This is a genomic window from Pseudoroseicyclus aestuarii, from assembly GCF_003217255.1.
Taxonomy (GTDB): domain Bacteria; phylum Pseudomonadota; class Alphaproteobacteria; order Rhodobacterales; family Rhodobacteraceae; genus Pseudoroseicyclus; species Pseudoroseicyclus aestuarii.
The window spans coordinates 891977-914804 of record NZ_QJTE01000001.1; the positions used below are offsets into that span (position 1 = coordinate 891977).

General features: G+C 68.5%; 21 protein-coding genes. 14 read left to right on the plus strand and 7 right to left on the minus strand.

All coding sequences use genetic code 11. The features are described 5' to 3' along the window. Positions 1–56 precede the first annotated feature (56 nt). On the minus strand, positions 57–986 hold the full coding sequence (locus DFP88_RS04180; RefSeq protein ID WP_110813157.1) for a hydrogen peroxide-inducible genes activator: 930 nt from the start codon (positions 984–986) through the stop codon (positions 57–59). Positions 987–1094: 108 nt separating this feature from the next. On the opposite strand from DFP88_RS04180, the gene DFP88_RS04185 reads away from it, so the two are divergent. The 9 genes from DFP88_RS04185 (at position 1095) to DFP88_RS04225 (ending at position 10903) form a co-directional block, all read left to right on the plus strand. After that, positions 1095–2585, plus strand: a complete 1491-nt coding sequence (locus tag DFP88_RS04185) for a catalase (RefSeq protein ID WP_110813158.1) — start codon at positions 1095–1097, stop codon at positions 2583–2585. 108 nt (positions 2586–2693) lie between these two features. Beyond that, entirely contained in the window at positions 2694–3347 is a 654-nt protein-coding gene (locus DFP88_RS04190) for an HAD family hydrolase (RefSeq protein WP_110813159.1), read from the plus strand. After that, complete coding sequence (locus DFP88_RS04195; protein ID WP_110813160.1) at positions 3344–4306, plus strand: sugar-binding transcriptional regulator; 963 nt, start codon at positions 3344–3346, stop codon at positions 4304–4306. Before DFP88_RS04190 ends, DFP88_RS04195 begins: the two co-directional genes overlap by 4 nt. A gap of 173 nt (positions 4307–4479) precedes the next feature. Then, positions 4480–5799 (plus strand): ABC transporter substrate-binding protein, encoded by a 1320-nt coding sequence (locus tag DFP88_RS04200; RefSeq protein WP_110813161.1) that lies wholly within the window; start codon positions 4480–4482, stop codon positions 5797–5799. Positions 5800–5930: 131 nt separating this feature from the next. Then, entirely contained in the window at positions 5931–6803 is an 873-nt protein-coding gene (locus tag DFP88_RS04205; protein WP_110813162.1) for a carbohydrate ABC transporter permease, read from the plus strand. 2 nt (positions 6804–6805) lie between these two features. After that, complete coding sequence (locus DFP88_RS04210; RefSeq protein ID WP_110813163.1) at positions 6806–7636, plus strand: carbohydrate ABC transporter permease; 831 nt, start codon at positions 6806–6808, stop codon at positions 7634–7636. A 10-nt stretch (positions 7637–7646) separates the two neighbouring features. After that, positions 7647–8651 (plus strand): ABC transporter ATP-binding protein, encoded by a 1005-nt coding sequence (locus tag DFP88_RS04215; RefSeq protein WP_110813164.1) that lies wholly within the window; start codon positions 7647–7649, stop codon positions 8649–8651. A gap of 60 nt (positions 8652–8711) precedes the next feature. After that, positions 8712–10184 carry a mannitol dehydrogenase family protein gene (locus DFP88_RS04220; RefSeq protein ID WP_110813165.1) on the plus strand — a complete coding sequence of 491 codons (1473 nt, stop codon included), beginning with the start codon at positions 8712–8714 and terminating at the stop codon, positions 10182–10184. A gap of 167 nt (positions 10185–10351) precedes the next feature. Further along, positions 10352–10903, plus strand: coding sequence for a L,D-transpeptidase (locus DFP88_RS04225; RefSeq protein WP_181418552.1), 552 nt, complete (start codon positions 10352–10354; stop codon positions 10901–10903). Between the two features lie 6 nt (positions 10904–10909). Here the strand turns inward: DFP88_RS04225 and DFP88_RS04230 are convergent, their stop codons facing one another. From DFP88_RS04230 to DFP88_RS17205, 5 genes are read right to left on the minus strand one after another with little or no spacing between them, the layout of a single operon-like run. Beyond that, on the minus strand, positions 10910–11320 hold the full coding sequence (locus DFP88_RS04230) for a globin domain-containing protein (RefSeq protein ID WP_110813166.1): 411 nt from the start codon (positions 11318–11320) through the stop codon (positions 10910–10912). A gap of 52 nt (positions 11321–11372) precedes the next feature. Beyond that, positions 11373–11702 (minus strand): cytochrome o ubiquinol oxidase subunit IV, encoded by a 330-nt coding sequence (locus DFP88_RS04235; RefSeq protein ID WP_110813167.1) that lies wholly within the window; start codon positions 11700–11702, stop codon positions 11373–11375. Continuing rightward, a complete protein-coding gene (locus DFP88_RS04240) occupies positions 11699–12349 on the minus strand; it encodes a cytochrome c oxidase subunit 3 (RefSeq protein ID WP_110813168.1) in 651 nt (216 codons plus the stop codon). The genes DFP88_RS04235 and DFP88_RS04240 overlap by 4 nt, the downstream gene beginning before the upstream one ends. Then, positions 12346–14418, minus strand: coding sequence for a cbb3-type cytochrome c oxidase subunit I (locus DFP88_RS04245; RefSeq protein ID WP_110813169.1), 2073 nt, complete (start codon positions 14416–14418; stop codon positions 12346–12348). Before DFP88_RS04245 ends, DFP88_RS04240 begins: the two co-directional genes overlap by 4 nt. Continuing rightward, on the minus strand, positions 14415–15308 hold the full coding sequence (locus tag DFP88_RS17205) for a ubiquinol oxidase subunit II (RefSeq protein WP_220032278.1): 894 nt from the start codon (positions 15306–15308) through the stop codon (positions 14415–14417). The genes DFP88_RS04245 and DFP88_RS17205 overlap by 4 nt, the downstream gene beginning before the upstream one ends. Before the next feature lie 123 nt (positions 15309–15431). Between DFP88_RS17205 and guaA the strand changes: the two genes are divergently transcribed. Then, positions 15432–16997, plus strand: coding sequence for a glutamine-hydrolyzing GMP synthase (guaA, locus tag DFP88_RS04255; protein WP_110813170.1), 1566 nt, complete (start codon positions 15432–15434; stop codon positions 16995–16997). A 72-nt stretch (positions 16998–17069) separates the two neighbouring features. Here the strand turns inward: guaA and DFP88_RS04260 are convergent, their stop codons facing one another. Next, positions 17070–17504, minus strand: coding sequence for a pyridoxamine 5'-phosphate oxidase family protein (locus tag DFP88_RS04260; RefSeq protein ID WP_110813171.1), 435 nt, complete (start codon positions 17502–17504; stop codon positions 17070–17072). Between the two features lie 204 nt (positions 17505–17708). On the opposite strand from DFP88_RS04260, the gene DFP88_RS04265 reads away from it, so the two are divergent. The 4 genes from DFP88_RS04265 to DFP88_RS04280 all read left to right on the plus strand — a co-directional run bounded on the left by DFP88_RS04265 (position 17709) and on the right by DFP88_RS04280 (position 22826). Then, positions 17709–19016, plus strand: a complete 1308-nt coding sequence (locus DFP88_RS04265) for an MFS transporter (protein WP_110813172.1) — start codon at positions 17709–17711, stop codon at positions 19014–19016. 154 nt (positions 19017–19170) lie between these two features. Further along, positions 19171–20325, plus strand: a complete 1155-nt coding sequence (locus tag DFP88_RS04270) for an OmpP1/FadL family transporter (RefSeq protein WP_110813173.1) — start codon at positions 19171–19173, stop codon at positions 20323–20325. A 106-nt stretch (positions 20326–20431) separates the two neighbouring features. Next, a complete protein-coding gene (locus DFP88_RS04275) occupies positions 20432–21805 on the plus strand; it encodes a carboxylesterase family protein (protein ID WP_146227411.1) in 1374 nt (457 codons plus the stop codon). Between the two features lie 94 nt (positions 21806–21899). Next, the gene (locus tag DFP88_RS04280; protein ID WP_110813175.1) at positions 21900–22826 is read left to right on the plus strand and encodes a DMT family transporter; all 927 of its coding nucleotides are present in this window, start codon (positions 21900–21902) and stop codon (positions 22824–22826) included. Positions 22827–22828 lie beyond the last annotated feature (2 nt).

Sequence of the window (22828 nt, forward strand, 5' to 3'; positions counted from 1 at the left end):
TTAAGGGCGCAGAGCCGCGAAGTCCATCGCCCGGGGGCGGGATGCGGCCATGCATGTCAGGGGAGCTGCGCCCGCGCCTGCGCCACCAGCCCCTCGCCCGCCTGCCGCAGGACGGCACCGATCGCCTTGGACCAGCCATCATCGCTGCTGCCCCGCCGCCGGACGAGGGCGAGCTGGCGCGCGGGCTCCGGCGCGGCGAACCGCATGAGGGCGAGGTCCGGCGCCGCCGCCGTCTCGGCCCGGAGCGCCAGTTCGGGCAGCAGCGTCAGGCCGAAGCCTTCGGAGACCAGCCCCACCAGCGTCGCCAGCGAGGAAGCGCCGAGATCGACCTGCCGCCGCGCCGGAAGACCGCAGACCTCGAGCGCCTGATCGGCGAGGCAATGCCCCTCGTCCAGCAGCAGAAGCTGGTCGGGCGAGACCTCGGCGGGCCGCAGCCGGTCGGGCGCCTCGGCAAAGGGCGCAAGGCGGGCGCGCGATCCGGCGAGGACGAACCGGTCCTCGAAGAGCGGCTCGGCGCTCAGGTCCGGATCGCCCAGCGGCAGCGCGCAGAGCACCGCGTCGAGGCGGCCCTGCCGCAGCCCGTCCAGCAGGTCGCCCGTCTGCGCCTCGCGCACCCGGATATCGAGCGAGAGATCCCGCGCCCTCAGCTGCGTCAGCGCCAGCGGCAGCAGGTAGGGTGCGACGGTCGGGATCACGCCCAGCCGCAGCCGCCCCGACAGGCCCCCTGCCCGCTGCGCCGCCTGCGCCAGATCGCCGACCTCGGTCAGGATGCGGCGGGCGCGGGTCAGCACCTCCTGCCCCGGCCGGGTCAGCTGGATGCCGCGCGGCAGCCGGTCGACCAGCCGCACGCCGAGCTGGCCCTCCAGCTCCTTGATCTGCTGGCTGAGGGCGGGCTGGGTGACATGCACCGTCTCGGCGGCGCGGCCGAAGCCGCCGGCATCCGCCAGCGCCACGAAGTAGCGCAACTGTTTCAATGATGGGCTCATGGCGCCATGATAAGCAAACCTTATGGCAGAGGCCAGCCATTCCGATTGGTCATCGGCGGCGGGGGACGCGATAACGCCGCGCAAGAGACAGCCATCCAGGAGCCATCCATGTCCGACAGACCCCGCCTGACGACATCCTCCGGCGCGCCCATCGCCAGCAACCAGAACTCCAAGACCGTGGGCCGCGACGGCCCGGTCCTGCTCGAGGACTACCAGCTGATCGAGAAGCTGGCCCACCAGAACCGCGAGCGCATCCCCGAGCGGATCGTGCACGCCAAGGGCTGGGGCGCCTACGGCACCCTGCGCGTGACCGAGGACGTCAGCAAGTACACCCGCGCCAAGGTCCTGCAGCCGGGCACCGAGACGCCGCTGCTCGCCCGCTTCTCGACCGTGGCCGGCGAACAGGGTGCGGCGGATGCCGAACGCGACGTTCGCGGCTTCTCGCTGAAGTTCTACACCGAGGAGGGCAACTGGGACCTCGTCGGCAACAACACCCCCGTCTTCTTCGTCGCCGATCCGCTGAAGTTCCCGGACTTCATCCACACGCAGAAGCGTCACCCCAAGACCAACATGCGCTCGGCCACCGCGATGTGGGACTTCTGGTCGCTCTGCCCCGAAAGCCTGCACCAGGTCACCATCCTGATGTCGGATCGCGGGTTGCCGCAGACGCCGATGCACATGAACGGCTACGGCTCCCACACCTTCAGCCTGTGGAACGACGCGGGCGAGCGCTACTGGGTGAAGTTCCACTTCAAGACCCGCCAGGGCCACAAGCACTTCACCAACGACGAGGCCGTCGAGGTCATCGGCAAGAGCCGCGAGACCTATCAGGAGGCGCTTTTCGGCACGATCGAGGCCGGCGGCACCCCCGCCTGGGATATGTTCATCCAGGTGATGCCCGAGATGGAGGCCAAGGACTTCCAGGCCAAGACCGGCTGGTCCGCCTTCGACCTGACCAAGGTCTGGCCGCATGACATGTACCCGCTGATCAAGGTCGGCGAGTTCGAGCTGAACCGCAATGCCGAGAACTACTTCTCGGAGATCGAGCAATCGGCCTTCAACCCGTCCAACGTCGTGCCGGGCATCGGCTTCTCGCCCGACAAGATGCTGCAGGGGCGCCTGTTCAGCTACCCGGACGCGCACCGCTACCGGATCGGCACGCATTACGACAGCCTGCCGGTGAACAAGCCCAAGTCCGAGGTGAACCACTACCACCGCGACGGCACCATGCCCTTCGGCCTGAAGACCAACCCCGACGCCTACTACGAGCCCAACAGCTTCGGCGGGCCGGTCGAGGATCCCAGCGTCGCCGAGCCGCCGCACCGCTACGAGGGCGAGGTCGACCGCTACGAGTATCGCTCCGAGGCCGATCACTTCAGCCAGCCGCGGGCGCTGTTCCAGATGTTCGACGAGGGCGAGAAGAGCCGCCTCTTCGGCAATATCGCGACCGCGATGACCGGCGTGCCCGAGTTCATCGTCGAGCGTCAGCTGGCGCTCTTCGACCAGGTGGACCCGGCCTATGGCGCCGGCGTGCGTGAGGCGCTGACCCACGCCAAGACCGAGAATGCCGGCGTCGACACCAGCCACGCCGCCGAGTGATCCGGCCGGCATGACCAGATCAGGGGGCGTCCGTGCGGCGCCCCCTTTTTCGTGCCCGGCCCCGGCCGCAATTGCCTGACGGGGCCGCTTCGCGCATAAGGCGCGGCCATGGCCCCCGATCTCCTCATTCTCGACTGCGACGGCGTCCTGATCGATTCAGAGGTGCTCTCGGCGCAGGTCCTGCTTGCGCTGCTGGCCGAGCGGGGGCTGACCCTCGATGCCGAGCATGTCCGCAGGCATTTCCTTGGCCGCAGCTTCCCCACCGTCGCCGCCCATATCCGCGAGGCCTTCGGCCTCGACCTGCCCGACAGCTTCGAAGCCGACTATCGTGCCCGGCTGCTCGCGCGCTTCGATGCCGAGCTGCGCCCGATGCCGTATGTGCTCGAGGTGCTGCCCCGGCTGCGCGTGCCCTGGTGCGTCGCCACCTCCTCTTCGCCGCAGCGCACGGCGCGCGCGCTTCAGGTGGCCGGGCTCGACGCCCTGCACCCGCGCGTCTTCACCGCCTCTGAGGTGGCGCGGGGCAAGCCGGCGCCGGATCTCTTCGAGCATGCCGCCCGGGTCATGGGCGCGGCGCCCGCAGGCTGCCTCGTGGTCGAGGACAGCGCCCCGGGGCTGGCCGCCGCACGCGCCGCGGGCATGGCGGCGGTGCATTTCACCGGGGGCGCGCATCTGCAAGGCGCCCGGTTTGACACGCCGCCGGGGGTGCTGTCATTGGACGACTGGCGCGACTTACCTGCGCTGATCGAGGGGGAAACCGGGTGACCGTCGGACGTTTCACGCCAGAGACCACGCGGCTCGACGATGCGGCCCGCGCCGGCTGGCTGTACTACGTCGCCGGCAACACCCAGGACGAGATCGCGCGCAAGCTGGGCGTCTCGCGCCAGTCGGCGCAGCGGCTGGTCAGCCTCGCGGTCTCCGAGCGGCTGGTGAAGGTGCGGCTCGATCATCCGATCGGGCGCTGCATGGACTTGGCCGGTCAGCTGAGCGAGCGCTTCGGCCTGCAGCTGGCCGAGGTCGTCCCCTCCGATCCCGACGCGCCAGAGCTGCTGAGCGGCGTCGCCATCGCTGCCGCGGTCGAGATCGAGCGCCTGCTGAAATCGCCCGAGGAGAAGATCGTCGCCCTTGGCACCGGCCGCGCCCTGCGCGCCGTGGTCGAGCAGCTGCCGCAGATGGACTGCCCGCAGCACCGCATCGTCAGCCGGCTGGGCAACATGATGCTGGACGGATCGGCCACGCCCTACAACGCGGTCATCCGCATGGCCGAACGGGTCGGCGCGCGGCACTACCCCTACCCGCTGCCGGTCGTCGCCCACGACCAGGACGAGCTGCGCGGCATGCTCGAGCAGGAGCCGGTGCGCAATACCATGGCGCTCTGCGCCCGCGCCGACCTCACGCTGGTCGGCATCGGGCAGATGGACGACAGCGCGCCGCTGCATGTCGACGGCTTCCTGACCCGGGCCGAGCTGGAGGCCGTGGCCGCCGCCGGCGCGGCGGGCGAGATCACCAGCTGGATCTTCGACGACCAGGGTCGAATCATCGACTGCGACTTCAATCGCCGCGTCGCCAGCGCGCCGCTGGAGCAGGCGGGCGATCAGCTGGTCATCGGCGTCGCCGTCGGCCCCTCGAAACTGCCCAGCCTGCGCGCGGCGCTGCGCGGGCGGCTGATCAACGGCGTCGTCACCAACGAGGCGACCGCCGAAGGCCTGCTGCAGCAGCGCTGACGCCTTTCGGGTGCACAGGGCGCCCACCCCCCGATTCTCACACCGCCCAAGGGCCCGGCACAAGCCGGAGCCCCCTGCCTTTTGTATGATCGGCATTGACAGCAGCGCATAGCTGGATGAGTATTTGCCCAGTCGCTAGGCAATTGCCCTAGCTTGTCTAAGGGAGGACACCGATGACTTCGATGACCCGTGCTCTGCTCGGCGCCACCGCACTTTGCGCTATTGGCGCGACGGCCGCCTCGGCCCAGACCCTCACGATCGCGACCGTGAACAACGGCGACATGATCCGCATGCAGGGGCTGACCGACGATTTCACCAGCGAGCATCCTGACATCCAGCTTGAGTGGGTGACGCTGGAAGAGAACGTGCTGCGCCAGCGCGTGACCACCGACATCGCCACCAACGGCGGCCAGTACGACGTGATCACCATCGGCAACTACGAAGTGCCGATCTGGGCCAACCAGCAGTGGCTGGCCCCGCTCGAGGACATGCCCGAGGATTACGACGCGGACGACCTGCTGCCCGCCATCGCCGGCGGCCTGTCCGTCGACGGCACGCTCTATGCCGCGCCCTTCTACGGCGAATCGGCGATGGTCATGTACCGCACCGATCTGGCCGAAGAGGCTGGCATCGACATGCCGGACCAGCCCACCTGGACCGACGTGATGGCCGCCGCCGAGGCCTTCAACGATCCCGACAACGGCACCTACGGCATCTGCCTGCGCGGCAAGGCCGGCTGGGGCGAGAACATGGCCTTCATCACCGCCATGTCGAACTCCTACGGCGCGCGCTGGTTCGACATGGACTGGCAGCCGCAATTCGACAGCCCCGAGTGGACCGCCACCCTGTCGGACTACCTCAACATGATGGAGAACTACGGTCCTCCGGGCGCCGCGAACAACGGCTTCAACGAGAACCTGGCGCTGTTCCAGCAGGGCCGCTGCGGCATCTGGATCGACGCCACCGTCGCCGCCTCCTTCGTGACCGACCCCGATGAATCGACCGTCGCGGACAACGTCGGCTTCGCCCAGTTCCCGAACAAGGACGGCGTCGACAACCACGGCAACTGGCTGTGGTCCTGGAACCTGGCGATCCCCTCTAGCTCCGGCAACGTCGAAGCGGCCAAGCAGTTCGTCGCCTGGGCGACCTCCAAGGGCTACACCGATCTCGTCGCCGCTGAAGAGGGCTGGCGTGCCGCGCCTCCGGGCACCCGCACCTCGCTCTATGAGAACGCGGAATACCAGGACGCTGCGCCCTTCGCCGCGATGACGCTGGAATCGATCGACGCGGTCGACACCAACGCGCCCTCCGTGCAGGAAATCCCCTACACCGGCGCCCAGTTCGTCTCGATCCCCGAGTTCCAGGGCATCGGCACGGCGGTTGGCCAGGCCTTCTCGGCCGCGCTTGCCGGGCAGATGGATGCGGAAGCCGCGCTGAGCCAGGCGCAGCAGATCACGACGCAGGAAATGACGGCCTCGGGCTACATCGAGTAACCCAAGCCGCAGCGGCGGGGCCGGATCTCCGGCCCCGCCACCCCCAACGCCCCCACCCGACAGCGACCGGCCCAGCCCGCCTGCCCGCCATGCGGAGCCGCGCCAGTCCCCCCGTGTGACCGAGGACCAGAATGGCCACCCAGCATTCCCGATCCGCCGCGCGCGTCATGATCTCTCCGGCCGTGCTGCTGCTGCTGGCCTGGATGCTGATCCCGCTCGGCATGACGCTCTATTTCTCGTTCCAGCGCTACAACCTGCTGATGCCCGGTGCGCATCCCTGGGTCGGGCTGATGAACTACAAGCTGTTCATCCAGAACCCCGCCTTCTGGACCGCGCTGATCAATACCCTGCTGCTGGTCGGCGGCGTGCTGATCGCGACCGTGGTGCTGGGGGTCCTGCTGGCGATCCTTCTCGATCAGCCGATGTGGGGACAGGGCATCGTGCGCATCCTCGTGATTGCGCCCTTCTTCGTGATGCCCACCGTCTCCGCGCTGGTCTGGAAGAACCTCTTCATGAACCCGGTCAACGGGCTATTCGCCTGGCTCCTGCCAAAGCTCGGCATGGCGCCCTATGACTTCCTGACGCAGGCGCCCCTCGCCTCGATCACCTTCATCGTCTCCTGGCAGTGGCTGCCCTTCGCCACGCTGATCCTGCTGACCGCCATCCAGTCGCTCGATAGCGAGCAGATGGAAGCGGCCGAGATGGACGGCGCCAGCGCCCTGTCGCGCTTCTGGTACATCACCCTGCCGCACCTGAGCCGGGCGATCACCGTCGTGGTGCTGATCCAGACGATCTTCCTGCTCTCGGTCTTCGCCGAGATCCTCGTGACCACGAACGGCGGTCCGGGCAATGCCTCGACCAACCTGACCTACCTCGTCTACGCCCGCTCCTTGCTGAACTTCGACGTCGGCGGCGGCTCTGCCGGGGGCGTGATCGCCATCATCCTCGCCAATATCGTCGCCATCTTCCTGATGCGCGCGATCGGCAAGAACCTGGACGCATAACCATGGCCAGAGCCGTCACACCGCAGCGCAAGGCGATCAACACCATCGCCGCCTGGATCATCGGTCTGCTGATCTTCTTCCCGATCCTGTGGACCATCCTCACCAGCTTCAAGACGGAGGCGGCAGCCGTCGCCTTCCCGCCGCAGTTCCTGAACTTCGACTGGACCTTCGAGAACTACACCACGGTGCAGGAGCGCTCGAGCTACTTCCGGCACTTCTGGAACTCGGTCGTGATCTCGCTGGGCTCCACCGTCATCGGGCTGATCATCGCCGTCCCCGCGGCCTGGGCCATGGCCTTCGTGCCGGGCAAGCAGACCAAGAACGTCCTGATGTGGATGCTCTCGACCAAGATGCTGCCGCCCGTCGGCGTGCTGATCCCGATCTACCTGCTGTTCCGGCAGTTCGGCCTGCTCGACACGCGCACCGGTCTGGTGATCGTGCTGACGCTGATGAACCTGCCGATCATCGTCTGGATGCTCTATACCTACTTCCGCGAGATCCCGGTCGATATCCTCGAGGCGGCGCGGATGGACGGGGCCTCCCTGCGCAAGGAGATCATCTACATCCTCACGCCGATGGCGGTGCCGGGCATCGCCTCGACCCTGCTGCTGAACGTCATCCTCTCCTGGAACGAGGCTTTCTGGACGCTGAACCTGACGGCCGCGAAGGCGGCGCCGCTCACGGCCTTCATCGCCAGCTACTCCTCCCCCGAGGGGCTGTTTTACGCAAAACTCTCTGCCGCCTCGACCATGGCGATCGCGCCCATCCTGATCCTCGGCTGGTTCAGCCAGAAGCAGCTGGTGCGCGGTCTGACCTTCGGCGCGGTGAAATAAGGACGGATCGATGGGACGCATCACACTCGACAAGGTCACCAAACGCTTCGGCGATGCCGAGGTCATCCCGCCGCTGGACCTGACCATCGAAGACGGCGAGTTCGTCGTCTTCGTCGGCCCCTCGGGCTGCGGCAAGTCCACGCTGCTGCGGCTGATCGCCGGGCTTGAGGATGTCTCGGGCGGGGAAATCCGCATCGACGGCACCGCCGCGACCGAGCTGCCGCCCGCCAAGCGCGGCCTCGCCATGGTCTTCCAGTCCTACGCGCTTTACCCGCACATGTCGGTGCGCAAGAACATCGCCTTCCCGATGAAGATGGCCGGCATGCCGAAGGAAGAGCAGGAGCGACGGATCGACAATGCCGCGAAGGTTCTGAACCTGACCGACTACCTCGACCGCCGGCCCGGCCAGCTGTCGGGCGGGCAGCGCCAGCGCGTCGCCATCGGCCGCGCCATCGTGCGCGAGCCGGCCGCCTTCCTCTTCGACGAGCCGCTGTCGAACCTCGACGCCGCGCTGCGCGTCGGCATGCGCCTCGAGATCTCGGAGCTGCACAACCGGCTCGAGACGACGATGATCTACGTCACCCACGACCAGGTCGAAGCCATGACCATGGCCGACAAGATCGTCGTGCTGCGCGCCGGCAAGATCGAGCAGGTCGGCACGCCGCTCGAGCTTTACCGCACCCCGCGCAACAAGTTCGTCGCCGGCTTCATCGGCAGCCCGACGATGAACCTGATCGAGGGGCCCGAGGCGCAGGCGATGGACGCGCATACCATCGGCATCCGCCCCGAGCATCTCGACGTCTCCTCCACCGACGGGCGCTGGCGCGGCACCGTCGGCGTGGCCGAGCACCTTGGTTCGGACACCTTCTTCCACGTCCACGACACCGGGCTGGCCGAGATGATCACCGTCCGCGCCGATGGCGAGGTCCAGCTGCGTCACGGCGACACCGTCTACCTGACGCCGCAGGACGGCAAGCTGCACCGCTTTGACGAGCAGGGCCTGCGCATCGCCTGATCCCTTCCCGCCGGGGCGATCTATCCCGCTCCGGCGACACTCATGAGAAAAGAGGCCGCCATGGCTACACCGCTCAACCAGACCGCGCTGGAGTCCCTGCCGCGCGACGTGACCACCCCTGCCTACGACCGCGACGCGCTGAGCGCGGGCATCGTCCATGTCGGCGTCGGCAACTTCCACCGTGCGCATATGGCGGTCTACCTCGACCGCCTCTTCGGCCAGGGCGAAAGCCACGACTGGGCCATTCTCGGCGCCGGCGTGCGGCAGGGCGACGCGAAGATGCGCGAGGCGCTCAAGGCGCAGGACTGGCTGACCACGGTGGTGGAGCTTGACCCCGCCGGCCTTTCGGCCCGCGTCACCGGCAGCATGATCGATTTCGCCGAAGTCGACCCGGCGCAAACGATCGCGCGCATGACCGATCCCGCGATCCGCATCGTCTCTCTCACCGTGACCGAGGGCGGCTATTTCGTGGATGCCGTCACCGACGGCTTCAACGCCGAGCACCCCGAGATCAAGGCCGATGCCGCCAGCCTGCGCGCGCCCAAGACCGTCTTCGGCATCATCCTCGAGGCGCTGCGCCAGCGGCGCGAGGCGGGCACGCCGCCCTTTACGGTGATGACCTGCGACAACCTTCCGCACAACGGCAAGGTCTGCCGCCGCACCACGGTCGAGCTGGCGCGCCTGTCGGACCCGGATTTCGCCGATTGGGTCGACGGCAATGTCGCCTTCCCGAACTCCATGGTCGATTGCATCACGCCCGCCACCTCCGACCGCGAGCGGCAGATGGTGGCAGAGCGCTTCGGCATCACCGATGCCGTCCCCGTCGCCTGCGAGCCCTTCCGCCAGTGGGTGCTCGAGGACGACTTCCCGCAGGGCCGTCCGGCGCTGGAGAAGGTCGGCGTCGAATTCGTCGAGGATGTCGCCCCCTTCGAGCTGATGAAGCTGCGCATCCTGAACGGCGGCCATGCTGCCATCGCCTACCCCTCTGCGCTGATGGGTCATCACTACGTGCATGACGCCATGGCCGATCCGCGCGTGGCCAGCTGGCTTGAGGCGCTGGAGCTGCGCGAGATCATGCCCACCCTCGCCCCGATTCCCGGCACCGACTACGAGGAGTATCGCCAGACCGTGGCGACCCGCTTCGCCAACCCCGAGGTCGGCGATACCATCCCGCGGCTCTGCCTCGACGGGTCGAACCGGCAACCCAAGTTCATCCTGCCGACGATCCGCGACGCGCTGGCGCAGGACCGTCCGATCGAGGGCCTCGCCCTCGAGGTCGCGCTCTGGTGCCGCTACTGCGCGGGCACGGACGAGGCTGGCAACGCCATCCCGCCGAACGACGACAACCATGCCGAGCTCAAGGATCTGGCCCTGAAGGCCAAGGAGGATCCCGCCGCTTTCCTGTCCAATCGGATGGTTTTCGGCGCATTGGGTCAGGAGCTGCAATTCCTCCGCGCCTTCTCTGACCAATTGCACATGTTGTGGAACGACGGTGTCGCGGCTACTCTGGATAGGTATCTCGCGCAGGGCTAAGCTCGCCGGATCACCCCAGGGCGCGGGCCGCGAGAGCGGGCCGCGCCCTCATGCTGTCCGGGGGGCTGCACCTGCCGGAACAACCGCGTGAGGGTCCCCGCCTGCCCCCTTTTTCCCGCGCCCCGGGCCGGGTACCACGGGCCTTGGGGCGCAGACGAGGACCAGACATGAACAGACGACAGATCCTTCTCTCCGCCCTCGGCCTGCCGCTGCTGGCCCGGACCGCCGCCGCGCAGGATGCCGCCGGACTGGCGCCTGCCCTGATGCCGCAAGAGGTCACGGTCGATCCCGCCGTGCTGCCGGGGCAGATTTTCGTCATTCCGGACGACTTCCACCTCTACCACATCCTCACCCCCGGCCGGGCGATGCGCTACGGCGTTGCCGTCGGCGCCGAGGGGCGCGACTTCAAGGGTGAGGCGATCATCGAGCGCAAGGAGGAGTGGCCAAGCTGGCGCCCCACCGACGAGATGATTGCGCGCGACCCCGAGCGTTACGAGCAATATGCGGATGGCATGCCCGGCGGGCCCGACAATCCGCTGGGGGCGCGGGCGCTCTATCTCTACGAGGACGGCGTCGACACCTACTACCGCATCCACGGGACGAACGATCCCTCCAGCATCGGACGCTCGGTCTCGAATGGCTGCATCCGCATGCGCAACGAGGATGCGATCGAGCTTTTCGACAGGGTCATGCTGGGCACCCCCGTCACCGTCTTCTAGACCGGCCTAGCGCGGATAGGCCGCCCGCACCATCGCCCCGGCGATGACCGTATAGGCGCGCCGCCATGACGCGCGCGTGGTGACGCAGAAGGCGGGGCCAAGCTGCCCCTCGAACATGTCGAGAAGCGCCTCGCCGACGAGATCGTAATGCTCGGCCTTCACGCCGTAGGCCACATGCTGGACGGCCAGCCGTTCGGCCACGGGAAGGATGCCGCGCAGGTCGTGCAGCCCGTCCACCACCGGTGCGAGCGTGCCGATCAGCTTGTCGGCCTGGCTGACCATATCGCCCCGGAACATCGACTGCAGCGAGGGGTCGCGCGCAAAGAGGATCTCGTAGAACCGCACACCCGCCTCTTCGCGCTGCGGAAGGATCCGGGCGAAGGACGTCTGCACCAGCTCGATCTCGCGCGGGGTCATCGACTCTCCTGCTGCTCGGTCCCCGCCAGCATGGAGAGTCATGATTAACAAATCACATCATGCGGTCGTGCAGGTCGAAAAGGATCCAGATCGACCCGCCCACCATCAGCGTCACGATCAGCACGGTAAACAGGACCAGCTGCAGATCGTGCCGGTGCGAGCGGCGCAGGTCCAGGTGCAGGAACCAGCGGAAATGCACCGCGATCTGCAGCACCCCCAGCAGCGCGATCCCCGCAAGCGCGGCCAGCCCGGTCAGCAGGCCCGTCGCGGGGATGGCGAAGGCCGCGCAGGTCAGTATCAGCGCCTGCACGGCGCCGATGGTCAGCGCGCGCCGCTCTCGCCGAAGCTCCTCGTGCTCTTCCTCGTTGCGGGGGCCGGTCATGACTGCACTCCGAACAGGTAGACGACAGTGATGATGGCGATCCAGACGATGTCCAGCATGTGCCAGAACAGCGCGAACCGCATGATCCGCAGCTTGACCTCGTGCACGAGGCCCCAGAGCACGACCTGCGCCGCGATCACCGCGAGCCAGATCATTCCGGCAGCGACGTGCAGCCCATGCGTGCCCAGCAGCAGCCAGTAGCTCGACAGCCAACCCGAGGCCTGCGGCGGGGCGTTCTTCTCGGTCGCGAGCTGGATGAAATCGCGCAGCTCCAGCACAAGGAACCCCGCCCCCAGAAGGAATGTCAGCCCCATCCAGGCCAGCAGCCGCCCGCGGTCGTGCCGCCACTTGAGCGCAAGAGAGGCCTTGCCGCAGGCCAGGCTCGAGGCCAGCAGGATCAGCGTCTCGACGAAGGGGATCTTCAGATCGAACAGGTCCGCCGGCCCCGGTGCCGTGCCCTGCCCGCCGTTCACCATCGCCGCATAGACGCTGAAGAGCACGGCGAAGAGCACGAGGTCCGCCATCAGGAAGACCCAGAAGCCGAAGATGATCGGTGCCGCCTCGTCAGGATCGGGCCCCTCGCCCTCGCGCTGGGTCAGGCCGATATGGGCGCGCTCGTCCGCGCGGGTATGGGCGCTGGCCGTCATGCCGGCTCTCCCTGTTCGGCGCGGCCGCTGTTGGCGGGGGTCAGCCCGGCGCGGCGGGGCGTCTGCGGCAGGCCGCGCACCATCTCCAGCCAGGCCTCGTGCTGCCGCGCGACCTCGGCCGCCGGGATCACGCGCGAGGTCTCGCGCTGGAAGCTGCGCAGGATCACGGCGCCCCAGATGCCGATGAAGGCGAGCAGGGCCAGCCACCAGATGTGCCATGTCAGGCCGAACCCGCAGGCTGCCGCCAGCAGGCCGATGGCCAGCGGGACCATCGTCGCCTTCGGCATCTCGATATCCTCGTAGGTCTCGGGGGCGCTATAGGCGCGCCCCGCCGCCTTCACGGCGGTAAAGGCGTCGCGGCTGTCCACCTGCGGCACGACGGCGAAGTTGTACTCCGGCGGCGGAGAGGACGTGCCCCATTCCAGCGTGCGCCCGTCCCAGGGATCGCCGCCCGGCACCGCCAGCGCGCGGCGGTTGCGCACCGAAACCCAGAACTGCATCAGCAGCGTCGCCAGCCCGCCCAGCAGAAGGAATGCGCCGATCTCGGCGGCCAGCAGCCAGGGCCACCAGTCCGGATCGGCCCAGCTGCGCATCCGCCGCATCGCCCCGCCCAGCCCCATGGCATAGAGCGGCATAAAGGCAAGGTAGAAGCCAGCCGTCCAGAGGAGCGCCGAGATCCGGCCCCAGCGCTCGTCCAGCCGGAAGCCGAAGGCCTTCGGGAACCAGACCTGCACCGCCGCGATCATCCCGAAAAGCAGCCCCGGGATCAGCATGTTATGGAAATGCGCGACCAGAAACAGGGAGTTGTGGACCTGGTAGTCGACATCCGGGTTCGCGAGGATGATGCCCGTCACGCCCCCGACCACGAAGGTCACGAGGAAGACCGACGAGAAGATCAGCGCCGTCGAGGCGACGATCCGCCCGCGCACCATGGTCAGCAGCCAGTCATAGACCTTCACCCCCGTCGGGATGCCGATCAGCATGGTGGCGATGCCGAAGGCGGCGTTGATCTCGGCGCTCTGGCCCATGGTGAAGAAGTGGTGCAGCCAGACCGTGAAGCTGAGCACCGCGATGCACATCGTCGCCAGCACGAGGCTGCGATAACCGTAGAGCGTCTTGCCGGAGAAGGTGGTGAAGACCTCGGAATAGACGCCGAAGGCCGGCAGGATCAGGATGTAGACCTCCGGATGGCCGAAGAGCCAGAAGAGGTTGGCGTAGATCATCATGTTGCCGCCGTCGCCGTTCGTGAAGAACTTGAACTCGGCATAGCGGTCGAGCGCCAGCATCGCCGTCGCCACCGTCAGGGGCGACATCGCGAAGATCATCAGGATCGAGACCGCCAGCGCCGTCCAGCAGAACAGCGGCATGTGGAACAGCGTCATCCCCGGCGCGCGCCGCTTGTAGATCGTCACGGCGATGTTGATGCCGGTCAGGGTCGAGCCGACGGAGGCCAGCGTCACCGCCCAGATCCAGTAATCCACGCCGACGCCGGGGCTGAAGCTGGCGCCTGTATAGGGCGGGTAGGCCGACCAGCCGCCGGTCGAGAAGCTGCCGAAGATCAGGCTCGCCATCATCAGGATCGCCCCGCCCACCGTCAGCCAGAGCGAGACGGCGTTCATCATCGGAAAGCTCATGTCGCGGCTGCCGATCTGCAGCGGCATGACGTAGTTGATCACCCCGGTCAGGAAGGGCATCGCCATGAAGAAGATCATGATCGTGCCATGGGTGGTGAAGAGCTGGTTGTAGTGATCGGCCGACAGGAACCCCGGATCGCCCACGGCGGCGGCCTGCTGCACCCGCATCAGCACGGCTTCGATCAGCGCGCGGGCGATCATCACCAGCGCGAGGACGATGTACATGATGCCAATCTTCTTGTGATCGAGGCTCGTCAGCCAGCCGGTCCAGAGCGTGCGCCAGGCGCCCAGCCAGGTCACCAGCACCGCCGCGCCCAGCGCGCCCAGAACCGCCGCGCCGCCGGCGCCGGCGGCAATCGCCTCGCTGATGCTCGGGTTCTGCCAGGCCTTGACGAAGATGATGTCGGACCAGCCGAGGATGCCCAGAAGGCTCATCGCGCGTCCTCCAGCAGATCACCGGACAGCCCCTCGGGCGCCGTGGGGGGAAGAATACAGGTGCCGCCGCCGCGCCAGCTGGCGACGGTCGAGGCGAAGAGGCCGGGCGGCACGCTGCCGTAGCTGCGCGGCCCCTCGGGCACGCCCGGCTCCTGCAAGGCGTCCAGCGCCTCGGCGTCGAGGGCGGGGGCGCCGGCCAGCGAGGCGGTCCAATCGTCGAAACCCTCTGCCGACAGGGCCTCAACCTCGAAACGCTGGTGCGGGAACCCTTCGCCGTTGAACTGGGTATTGCGTCCCTCGAAACGGCCCGCCCGGCTGGCGCGCAGGTTCATCTCGGTCTCCATTCCCGCCATCGCGTAGATCTGCCCGCCAAGCTGCGGGACCATGAAGGCCTGCATCACCGTGTCGCTGGTCAGGCGGATGCGCAGCGGCCGGTCCACCGGCACCACGAGGCGGTCAAGGCTGGCCACGCCCGCCTCGGGGTAGATGAACAGCCACTTCCAGTCATAGGCCACGGCCTGCACCTCGAGCGGGGTGCCCGGGCCCACCTGCGCATAGGGGTCGAGGTGCGTGGTCCGCTGCCACAGGCCCCAGCCCATGGCCACCACGACGAGGGCGGGCACGCCCCAGATCAGCACCTCCAGCCACCAGCTGAGATCCCAGTTCGGGCGGTAGGCGGCGCGGTCGTTGCCGATCCGGTAGCGCCAGAGCGCCCAGGGCACCGCGATGAAGAGCGGCAGCGTGACGATCGACATCCAGCCGAGCAGCGCGAAGAAGTGGCCGCGCTGCGCCTCGGCCACCGGGCCGGCGGCGTCGAGGAACCCGCCACGCAGCGGGCTGCACCCGCCGGCAAGCAGGAGGATCGGCAGGAGGATCGGAAGACGCGGCACGGGCGAACCTCGAAGAGCGGGTGCTTTCGCTGATAAAGCCGCGGCGGCAGCAAGGTCAACGCCGCCCGCGGGCGCGCCACGCCGCCGCTTGCGCGCCTCTGCCGGCGGCACTAAGGGGTCCGCATGACGCCAGCATCCTCTCACGACCGCCTTCTCATCGTCGACTTCGGCAGCCAGGTGACGCAGCTGATCGCGCGCCGCCTTCGCGAGCTGAACGTCTACTGCGAAATTCACCCCTTTCAGGCCGTCACCGACGCGCTTCTGGACGAGATGGCGCCCAAGGCCGTCATCCTCTCGGGCGGGCCGGCCAGCGTGCCCGATGCCGGAAGCCCGCGGCCGCCGCAGCGGGTCTTCGAGCTGGGCGTGCCGGTGCTTGGCATCTGCTACGGCCAGCAGGTGATGATGCAGATGCTGGGGGGCGAAGTGCTGCGCGGCGACGGCACGGCCGAGTTCGGGCGCGCCTTCGTGTCACCCACCGACACCCCGAGCGAGCTTCTCGCCGGCTGGTTCGACGGCGGGCGCGAGCAGGTCTGGATGAGCCACGGCGATCACGTCAGCCGCCTTGCCCCGGGCTTCGAGGTCTGCGGCACCTCGCCCGGCGCGCCCTTCGCGATCACCGCGGATCTGGCGCGCAATTTCTACGCCGTGCAGTTCCACCCAGAGGTGCATCACACGCCGAACGGCCGCGCCTTCCTTGCGAATTTCCTGCGGGTCGCTGGCTTCACCGGCGACTGGACGATGGAGGCCTATCGCGACGAGGCCGTGCGCCGGATCCGGGAGGAAGTCGGCAAGGCCAAGGTGATCTGCGCGCTCTCGGGCGGTGTCGACAGCTCTGTCACCGCCGCGCTGATCCACGAGGCGATCGGCGATCAGCTGACCTGCGTCTTCGTTGATCACGGGCTCCTGCGCCTGAACGAGGCCGAAGAAGTCGTGGCGATGTTCCGCGACCACATGAACCTGCAGGTGATCCACGCGCAGGAGCAGGACCTCTTTCTCGGCGCGCTCGAGGGCGTCTCGGATCCGGAGGTCAAGCGCAAGACCATCGGCAAGCTCTTCATCGACGTCTTCCAGAAATACGCGGACGAGATCGAGGGCGCGCGCTTCCTCGCCCAGGGCACGCTCTATCCCGACGTGATCGAAAGCGTCAGTTTCGCCGGCGGCCCCTCGGTCACGATCAAGAGCCACCACAACGTCGGCGGGTTGCCTGAGAAGATGGGCCTCAAACTGGTCGAGCCGCTGCGCGAGCTCTTCAAGGACGAGGTCCGCGCGCTCGGACGCGAGCTGGGCCTGCCCGCCAGCTTCATCGGGCGCCACCCCTTCCCCGGCCCCGGCCTCGCGATCCGCTGCCCCGGCGAGATCACCCGCGAGAAGCTGGAGATCCTGCGCAAGGCCGATGCCGTCTACATCGACCAGATCCGCAAGCACGGTCTGTACGACGAGATCTGGCAGGCCTTCGTCGCGATCCTGCCGGTGCGCACCGTCGGCGTGATGGGCGACGGGCGGACCTATGATTTCGCCTGTGCCCTGCGCGCGGTGACATCGGTCGACGGGATGACCGCCGATTACTACCCCTTCACCCACGAATTCCTTGGCGAGACGGCGACGCGCATCATCAACGAAGTGCGCGGCATCAACCGCGTCACCTACGACGTGACCAGCAAGCCGCCGGGAACCATCGAATGGGAATGATGGCAGGCTGACTTCCCGCAGGGGCGCCGCAGGGCCTGCAACAGGCGCGGCGCCCTTTCGCGTCTCCGGCGGCTAGAGCACCAGCTCGCCCTCCTCCTCGCCGTCCCAGTAGTGGATGCGGGTCGCCGTGACCTTGATCAGCACGAGGCCCGGCGTCTCCACGCCCTGCTCGAACCAGCGCTCGAGGTCCGGGACCCAATGCGCCTCGAAGAGGGCCATGTCGCGCAGGATCTCCGCCCGGCCCTGCACCGCGAGGAACAGCGGCGGGCGGCCCAGCAGGCCGGGCTTGCCAGTCATAGTCAGCCCGACCTGACTGTCCTCGGCGATGTCCGAAACGCTGCGCGCCGCGTCATAGCTGAAGAACCACGAATCGCCGTCGTATTCGACGTCGCCATTGTTGCTCATCGGGCGGCTGGCCATGGCCCCGCCCGAGGTGCGCGTCGTCAGCATCGCGAAGTCGATGCCGCTCATGCGCTCCGACAGGTCCTGAAGTGTAAGATCGGCCATTGGCTGGCGCTCCCCTGATCCGCGCGGCGTCCTGCCGCGCCGCTGGTAACGTTCCATGAGCCCGGCAGGTCCGTGCCCCGCGCAGCAGTCATGCCCTTTACTCGGGCGGCAGGCTGGCGCACCAAAGCGGCGGCAAGCCCGCGGCCCGTGTCCCGCACCCGCCGCCGCTGCGCCCTCTGACCCGCCCTGCAAAGGCCCCTGCCGATGACCGACACCCCCAGCCGCGCCTTCCTGTTCCGTCACCGCGAGTTCGGATTGTTCTGGGCCGGCATGGGGCTGGTGAACCTCGCCGTGCAGATCGAGGCGGTGACCATCGGCTGGCAGATCTACGCCATCGCCCGCGAGACGCGCAGCATCGAGCAATCCGCCTTCCTCGTGGGCATGGTCGGCCTTGCGCAGTTCTTGCCTCTCTTCGTGCTGACGCTGATCGCGGGCAGCACCGCGGACCGCACCGACCGGCGGCGGATCGTGCTGATCACCCTCGGTATCGAGGTGCTCTGCGTGCTGGCCCTACTCTACTTCGCGCTCGACCCCGAAGAGCACCTGTCCAAGATCTTCGGCGTCGCGGCAATCTTCGGTGCCGCGCGGGCCTTCCAGCAGCCTGCCGCCTCGGCCATCGTGCCGATGCTGGTGCCGCGCAGCGACATGCCGCAGGCGATCTCGCTGAAGTCGCTGGCCTGGCAGGGCGCGGTCATCATCGGCCCCTGGATCGGCGGACTGCTCGTCGCGGCTTCGACCGCGACGGCCTATGGCGGCGCGGCGGTCTTCTATGCCGCGGGTCTGGTCCTGCTGCTGACCATGCGGGCCGACACACGGCCCGTCATCCAGCCCGGCGGACGGATCGAGCAGATCCGCGAAGGGCTGGTCTATGTCTGGACCAACAAGATCGTCTTCGGCGCCATCTCCCTCGACCTCGTCGCGGTGCTGCTGGGCGGGGCGACGGCCCTGCTGCCGGCCTTTGCGAGCGACGTGCTGGGCGTCGGGCCAGAGGGCTTCGGCATCCTGCGCTCGGGCCCGGCGATCGGCGCGGCGGCGGTGGCCCTCGCGCTCAGCCGCTGGCCGCTGCGGCGCCGCGCGGGGGTGCGGATGTTCTGGTCCGTCGCCGCCTTCGGCCTCGCCACGCTGGTCTTCGCCCTGTCGCGGAACATGGTGCTGTCGGTCGTGGCGCTGGCCGCACTGGGGGCCGCGGACATGGTCTCGGTCTACGTGCGGCAGACGCTGGTGCAGATCGTGACGCCAGACCACCTGCGCGGCCGCGTCTCGGCGGTCTCGGGCCTGTTCGTCTCGGGCAGCAACGAGCTGGGCGAATTCGAGAGCGGCGTGGTCGCCCGCCTGATCGGCCCGGTGGGCGCCGCGGCCTTCGGCGGCATCGGCACCCTCGCGGTCACCGGCCTCTGGGCGCGCATGTTCCCCGACCTGCGCCGCGCGGACCGGCTGGACGGAGAGGATGCCGCTACCGAGACCAGCCCGCCGGTCCTTGCCTCGGCTGCCGCCAGCACGCCCGCCCCCTGAGGCCGGCGCCGGGATCCGGCCGCGCGCCCAAGTTGTGTTTCGCCCGCTACGGTCCTCGGGCCTCGTCCGTTTGGACGTAGCGTCAGGCTTTGCGCGGCGCGGGGTCATGGGACAGGCTGACCCTGCGGCCGCCCGGCCGCATGGGGAGGAGACCATGAAGACATTTGCGACAGCCAGCGGCATCCTGCTGCTTGGCGCCGGGGCCGCCGGGGCCGTGGGCCTTGATCGGTCGAACCAGGACATCACGGCGATCTTCGCCGAGGACAATTACCTCGAGCTGAGTTACGCGCGCACCGAGCCCTCGCTCAGCGGCGCGGACCTCGACATCTTTCCAACGCTGGGGGACTACGGCGACGTGGGCGAGGTCTTCACGACCTACGGCGCGAGCCTGACCTACCACCTGACGCCCCGCATCAGCATGGCGCTGATCGCCGACGAGCCCTTCGGCGTCGACACCTCCTACGAGGGCGATCCGGCCTTGACCATGCTGGGCGGCACCAGCGCCGAGCTGAACAGCCGCGCGCTGACGCTGATGGGCCGCTACCGGATCAACGACGCCTTCAGCATCCACGGCGGCCTGCGCCGCGAAAGGCTGGACGCCGAGATCACCCTTTCGGGGCAGGCCTACGGCGGGCTGAACGGCTACCGCGTCAGCCTCGATGAGGACAGCGCCACCGGCTACGTGATCGGCGCCGCCTACGAGCGCCCCGAGATCGCGCTGCGCGTCGCCCTGACCTACCACAGCTCCATGGAGCATGACTTCGACAGCACCGAGACGCTGGGCGGCGCCCCCATCGGCGCCCTGCCGCCCGCGCTGACCGGCGGGCTCGACGGGGTCGGGACGACGACGGTCGAGACGCCCGAGGCCTGGAACCTCGATTTCCAGACCGGCATCGCGCAGGACACGCTTCTGTTCGCAAACGTCCGCTACGCGACCTATTCGGACGTCATCGTCAGCCCCGAGTTCTTTGCCGCGGCGGGCGGCGGCAGCCTGACCGAAATCGAGGACAACGCCAGCTACCAGATCGGCGTCGGTCGCCGTTTCAACGAGGCTTTCTCGGGGCAGATCGCCGTCGGCTACGAGCCCGAGAAGGACGACTTCGTCTCGCCCCTCGCGCCGACCAACGGGCTGCGCTTCGTCAGCCTGGGCGGGTCCTGGACGCGCGATGCCGTGACCCTTTCGGGCGGCGTGCGCTACAGCTGGATCGGCGATGCCTTCCCCGAGACCGGCACGCCGGACGTCGCGCGGGCCCAGTTCGAGGACAACGACGCGATCTCCTACGGCCTCAGCCTCGGCTACCGCTTCTAGGGGCGGCGTCGAAGGGCCTGCGCCGGGCCGCTTGTGCAGCCCGGCGCGGCCCGTCATGCTTCGGTGACGCGGCGCGAGGAGGCGCCGCGCAACCGGAGGAAAACCCATGAAACGAAGCGCACGTCTTGCGTGCGGCGTGGCACTGGCCGCGCTTGCGCCCGCCTGTGCCGCACAGGCCCAGGCCACCTACGACCGCGTCGACGAGGTTCAGGACTGGGGCTCTGCCACCGTCCGGCTGATCGTCGATCTGGGACAGGAGGTCAGTGCCGGCGACATCGACGCCGCCGCCTTCGAGATCGAGGCCGCGCGCAGCGATCCCCGGCAGGAGGAGCCGGCGCTGCAGGCGGGCAGCCTGCCCGTGGAGGAGGCCTATGTCTCGGACGCAGAGGGCGAACCGGCCGAGACGGGAACCCATGTCACCCTGGTGCCGGACTACGGCCCCGAGCAGCCGCTGAGCGCCGCGCTGAACTACGGCGCCGTCTCGCCCGGGTCCGAGATTAAGTTCAACGACTGGACCGAGACCAGCTATACCATCAGCCTGACGCGGCCCCTCGCCGGGAAGGAGGCCGGGGTGCTGGCCGATACGCTCGGCGACTACAGCCGCGGCGGCATCGACCGCTTCACCTTCGATCAGGCCAGCTACGAGGATGTCGAGGCGGGCGCGATCGACCTGCGCTACGGCTGGTTCGCCCCCGAGGAGGACGAGGGCACCAACCCGCTGATCGTCTGGCTGCACGGCGGCGGCGAAGGCGGGACCGACCCGACCATGCCGCTGGCCGCGAACCGCGCCGACAGCCTCGCCTCGGACGAGACGCAGGCCCATTTCGACGGCGCCTATGTCCTCGTGCCGCAGGCAGCCTCGCGCTGGATGGAAGGACCCGAGGGCAGCATCGCCGGCGTGGCCAAGCCCAATGCCCTGTCGATTTACAGCGGCGCGCTGCAGGAGCTGATCGAGGGCTTCGTCTCGGAGCGCGAGGATATCGATACGGACCGTATCTACCTGACCGGCGCCTCGAACGGCGGCTTCATGACGATGCGGCTGATCCTCGATCACCCGGACTACTACGCCGCTGCCGTCGCCATCGCGCAGGCGATGGATCCGCAGTACATCACCGAAGAGGAGCTGTCGGGCATCACCGATCTGCCGCTCTGGCTGGTGACCGCCGCCACCGATACCACGGTGCCGGCCGATACCTTCGTCGCGCCGCTTTACGACCGGCTGGTGCAGGCCGGGGCGAGCGACGTGCAGCTGAGCTACCTGCCCGGCGTCTTCGACACCAGCGGCCGCTACGAGGCGCCGGAGGGCGGCGCCTTCGAGTACAACGGCCACTGGTCCTGGGTGCCCTTCTACAACAACGATCTCGCGATGATCGAGGGCGGGCACGGCCAGCTCTACGGCCCCTCCGCGAGTGAGGCGGGAGACGTCGGCGGGCACAAGGTGACCTCGGTCATGGAGTGGCTCGCCGCGCAGTCGCGCTAGGCGCAGCGCGCCGCCGCCGCAGGCCATGCGCGGGGGCGGCGCAAGCCGCAGGATCCGGCTTGTGGCGGGCCCCTCCGCGTGTAACGCCACTGTCATGGCCGACCAGAAATCCCTCAGCCCCCTCGCATGGCTCCAGATGGCGGCACTCGCCTCAATCTGGGGCGCGGTCTTCCTCGCGACTTCTGTCGCGCTGCGCGAGACCGGGCCCTTCTGGGTCGTGGCGGTGCGCTGCTGCGGCGGCGCGGCGGTGCTGTGGCTGGTGCTGCTGGCGCGGCGCGGCACCCTGCCCGCCCGCGGCGACTGGGGCAGCCTGCTGGTCATGGGGATCACCAACAACCTGCTGCCCTTCAGCCTGCTCGCCTGGGCACAGACGCAGGTGGAGTCGGGCCTCGTCGCGATCCTGAACGCCAGTACCGCGATCTTCGGCGTGCTTTTCGCCGCGCTCTTCTTCGCCGACGAGCGGCTGGGCGCGCGGCGCGGGATCGGCGTCGCGCTCGGCTTTTCCGGCGTCGTCCTTGCCATCGGGCCCGAGGCGCTGCGCGGCCTCGATCCGCGCGCGCTGGGGCAGATCGCTGTGATCGGCGCCACGCTGGGCTACGCCGTCTCGGGCATCTGGGCGCGCAAGCGGCTGGCGCATCTGCCCCCGCTGACAGTGGCGGCCGGGATGACCGCCTGCGGCGGCGCCATGGCCCTGCCGCTGGCCTTCTGGATCGAAGGGGTGCCCGTCCTGCCCTCGGTCCAAGGCCTGCTGGCCCTGTCCTACGTCGCCTTCGTCGCGACCGGCCTCGCCTTTTTGCTGTTCTACAGGATCATGGCCACGGCGGGCGCGGGCAACACGCTGCTGGTGACGCTGCTGGTCGCGCCCATCGCGCTGGTGCTGGGTGCGCTGATCCTGGGCGAGGCGCTGCCGCCGCAGGATTACCTCGGCTTCGCGCTGCTGGCCTCTGGCCTCGCGGTGATCGACGGGCGGATCCTGCGCCGGGTGCAGATCGCCATGGCGCCCTCCGGAAAGCCGCGCTAGCA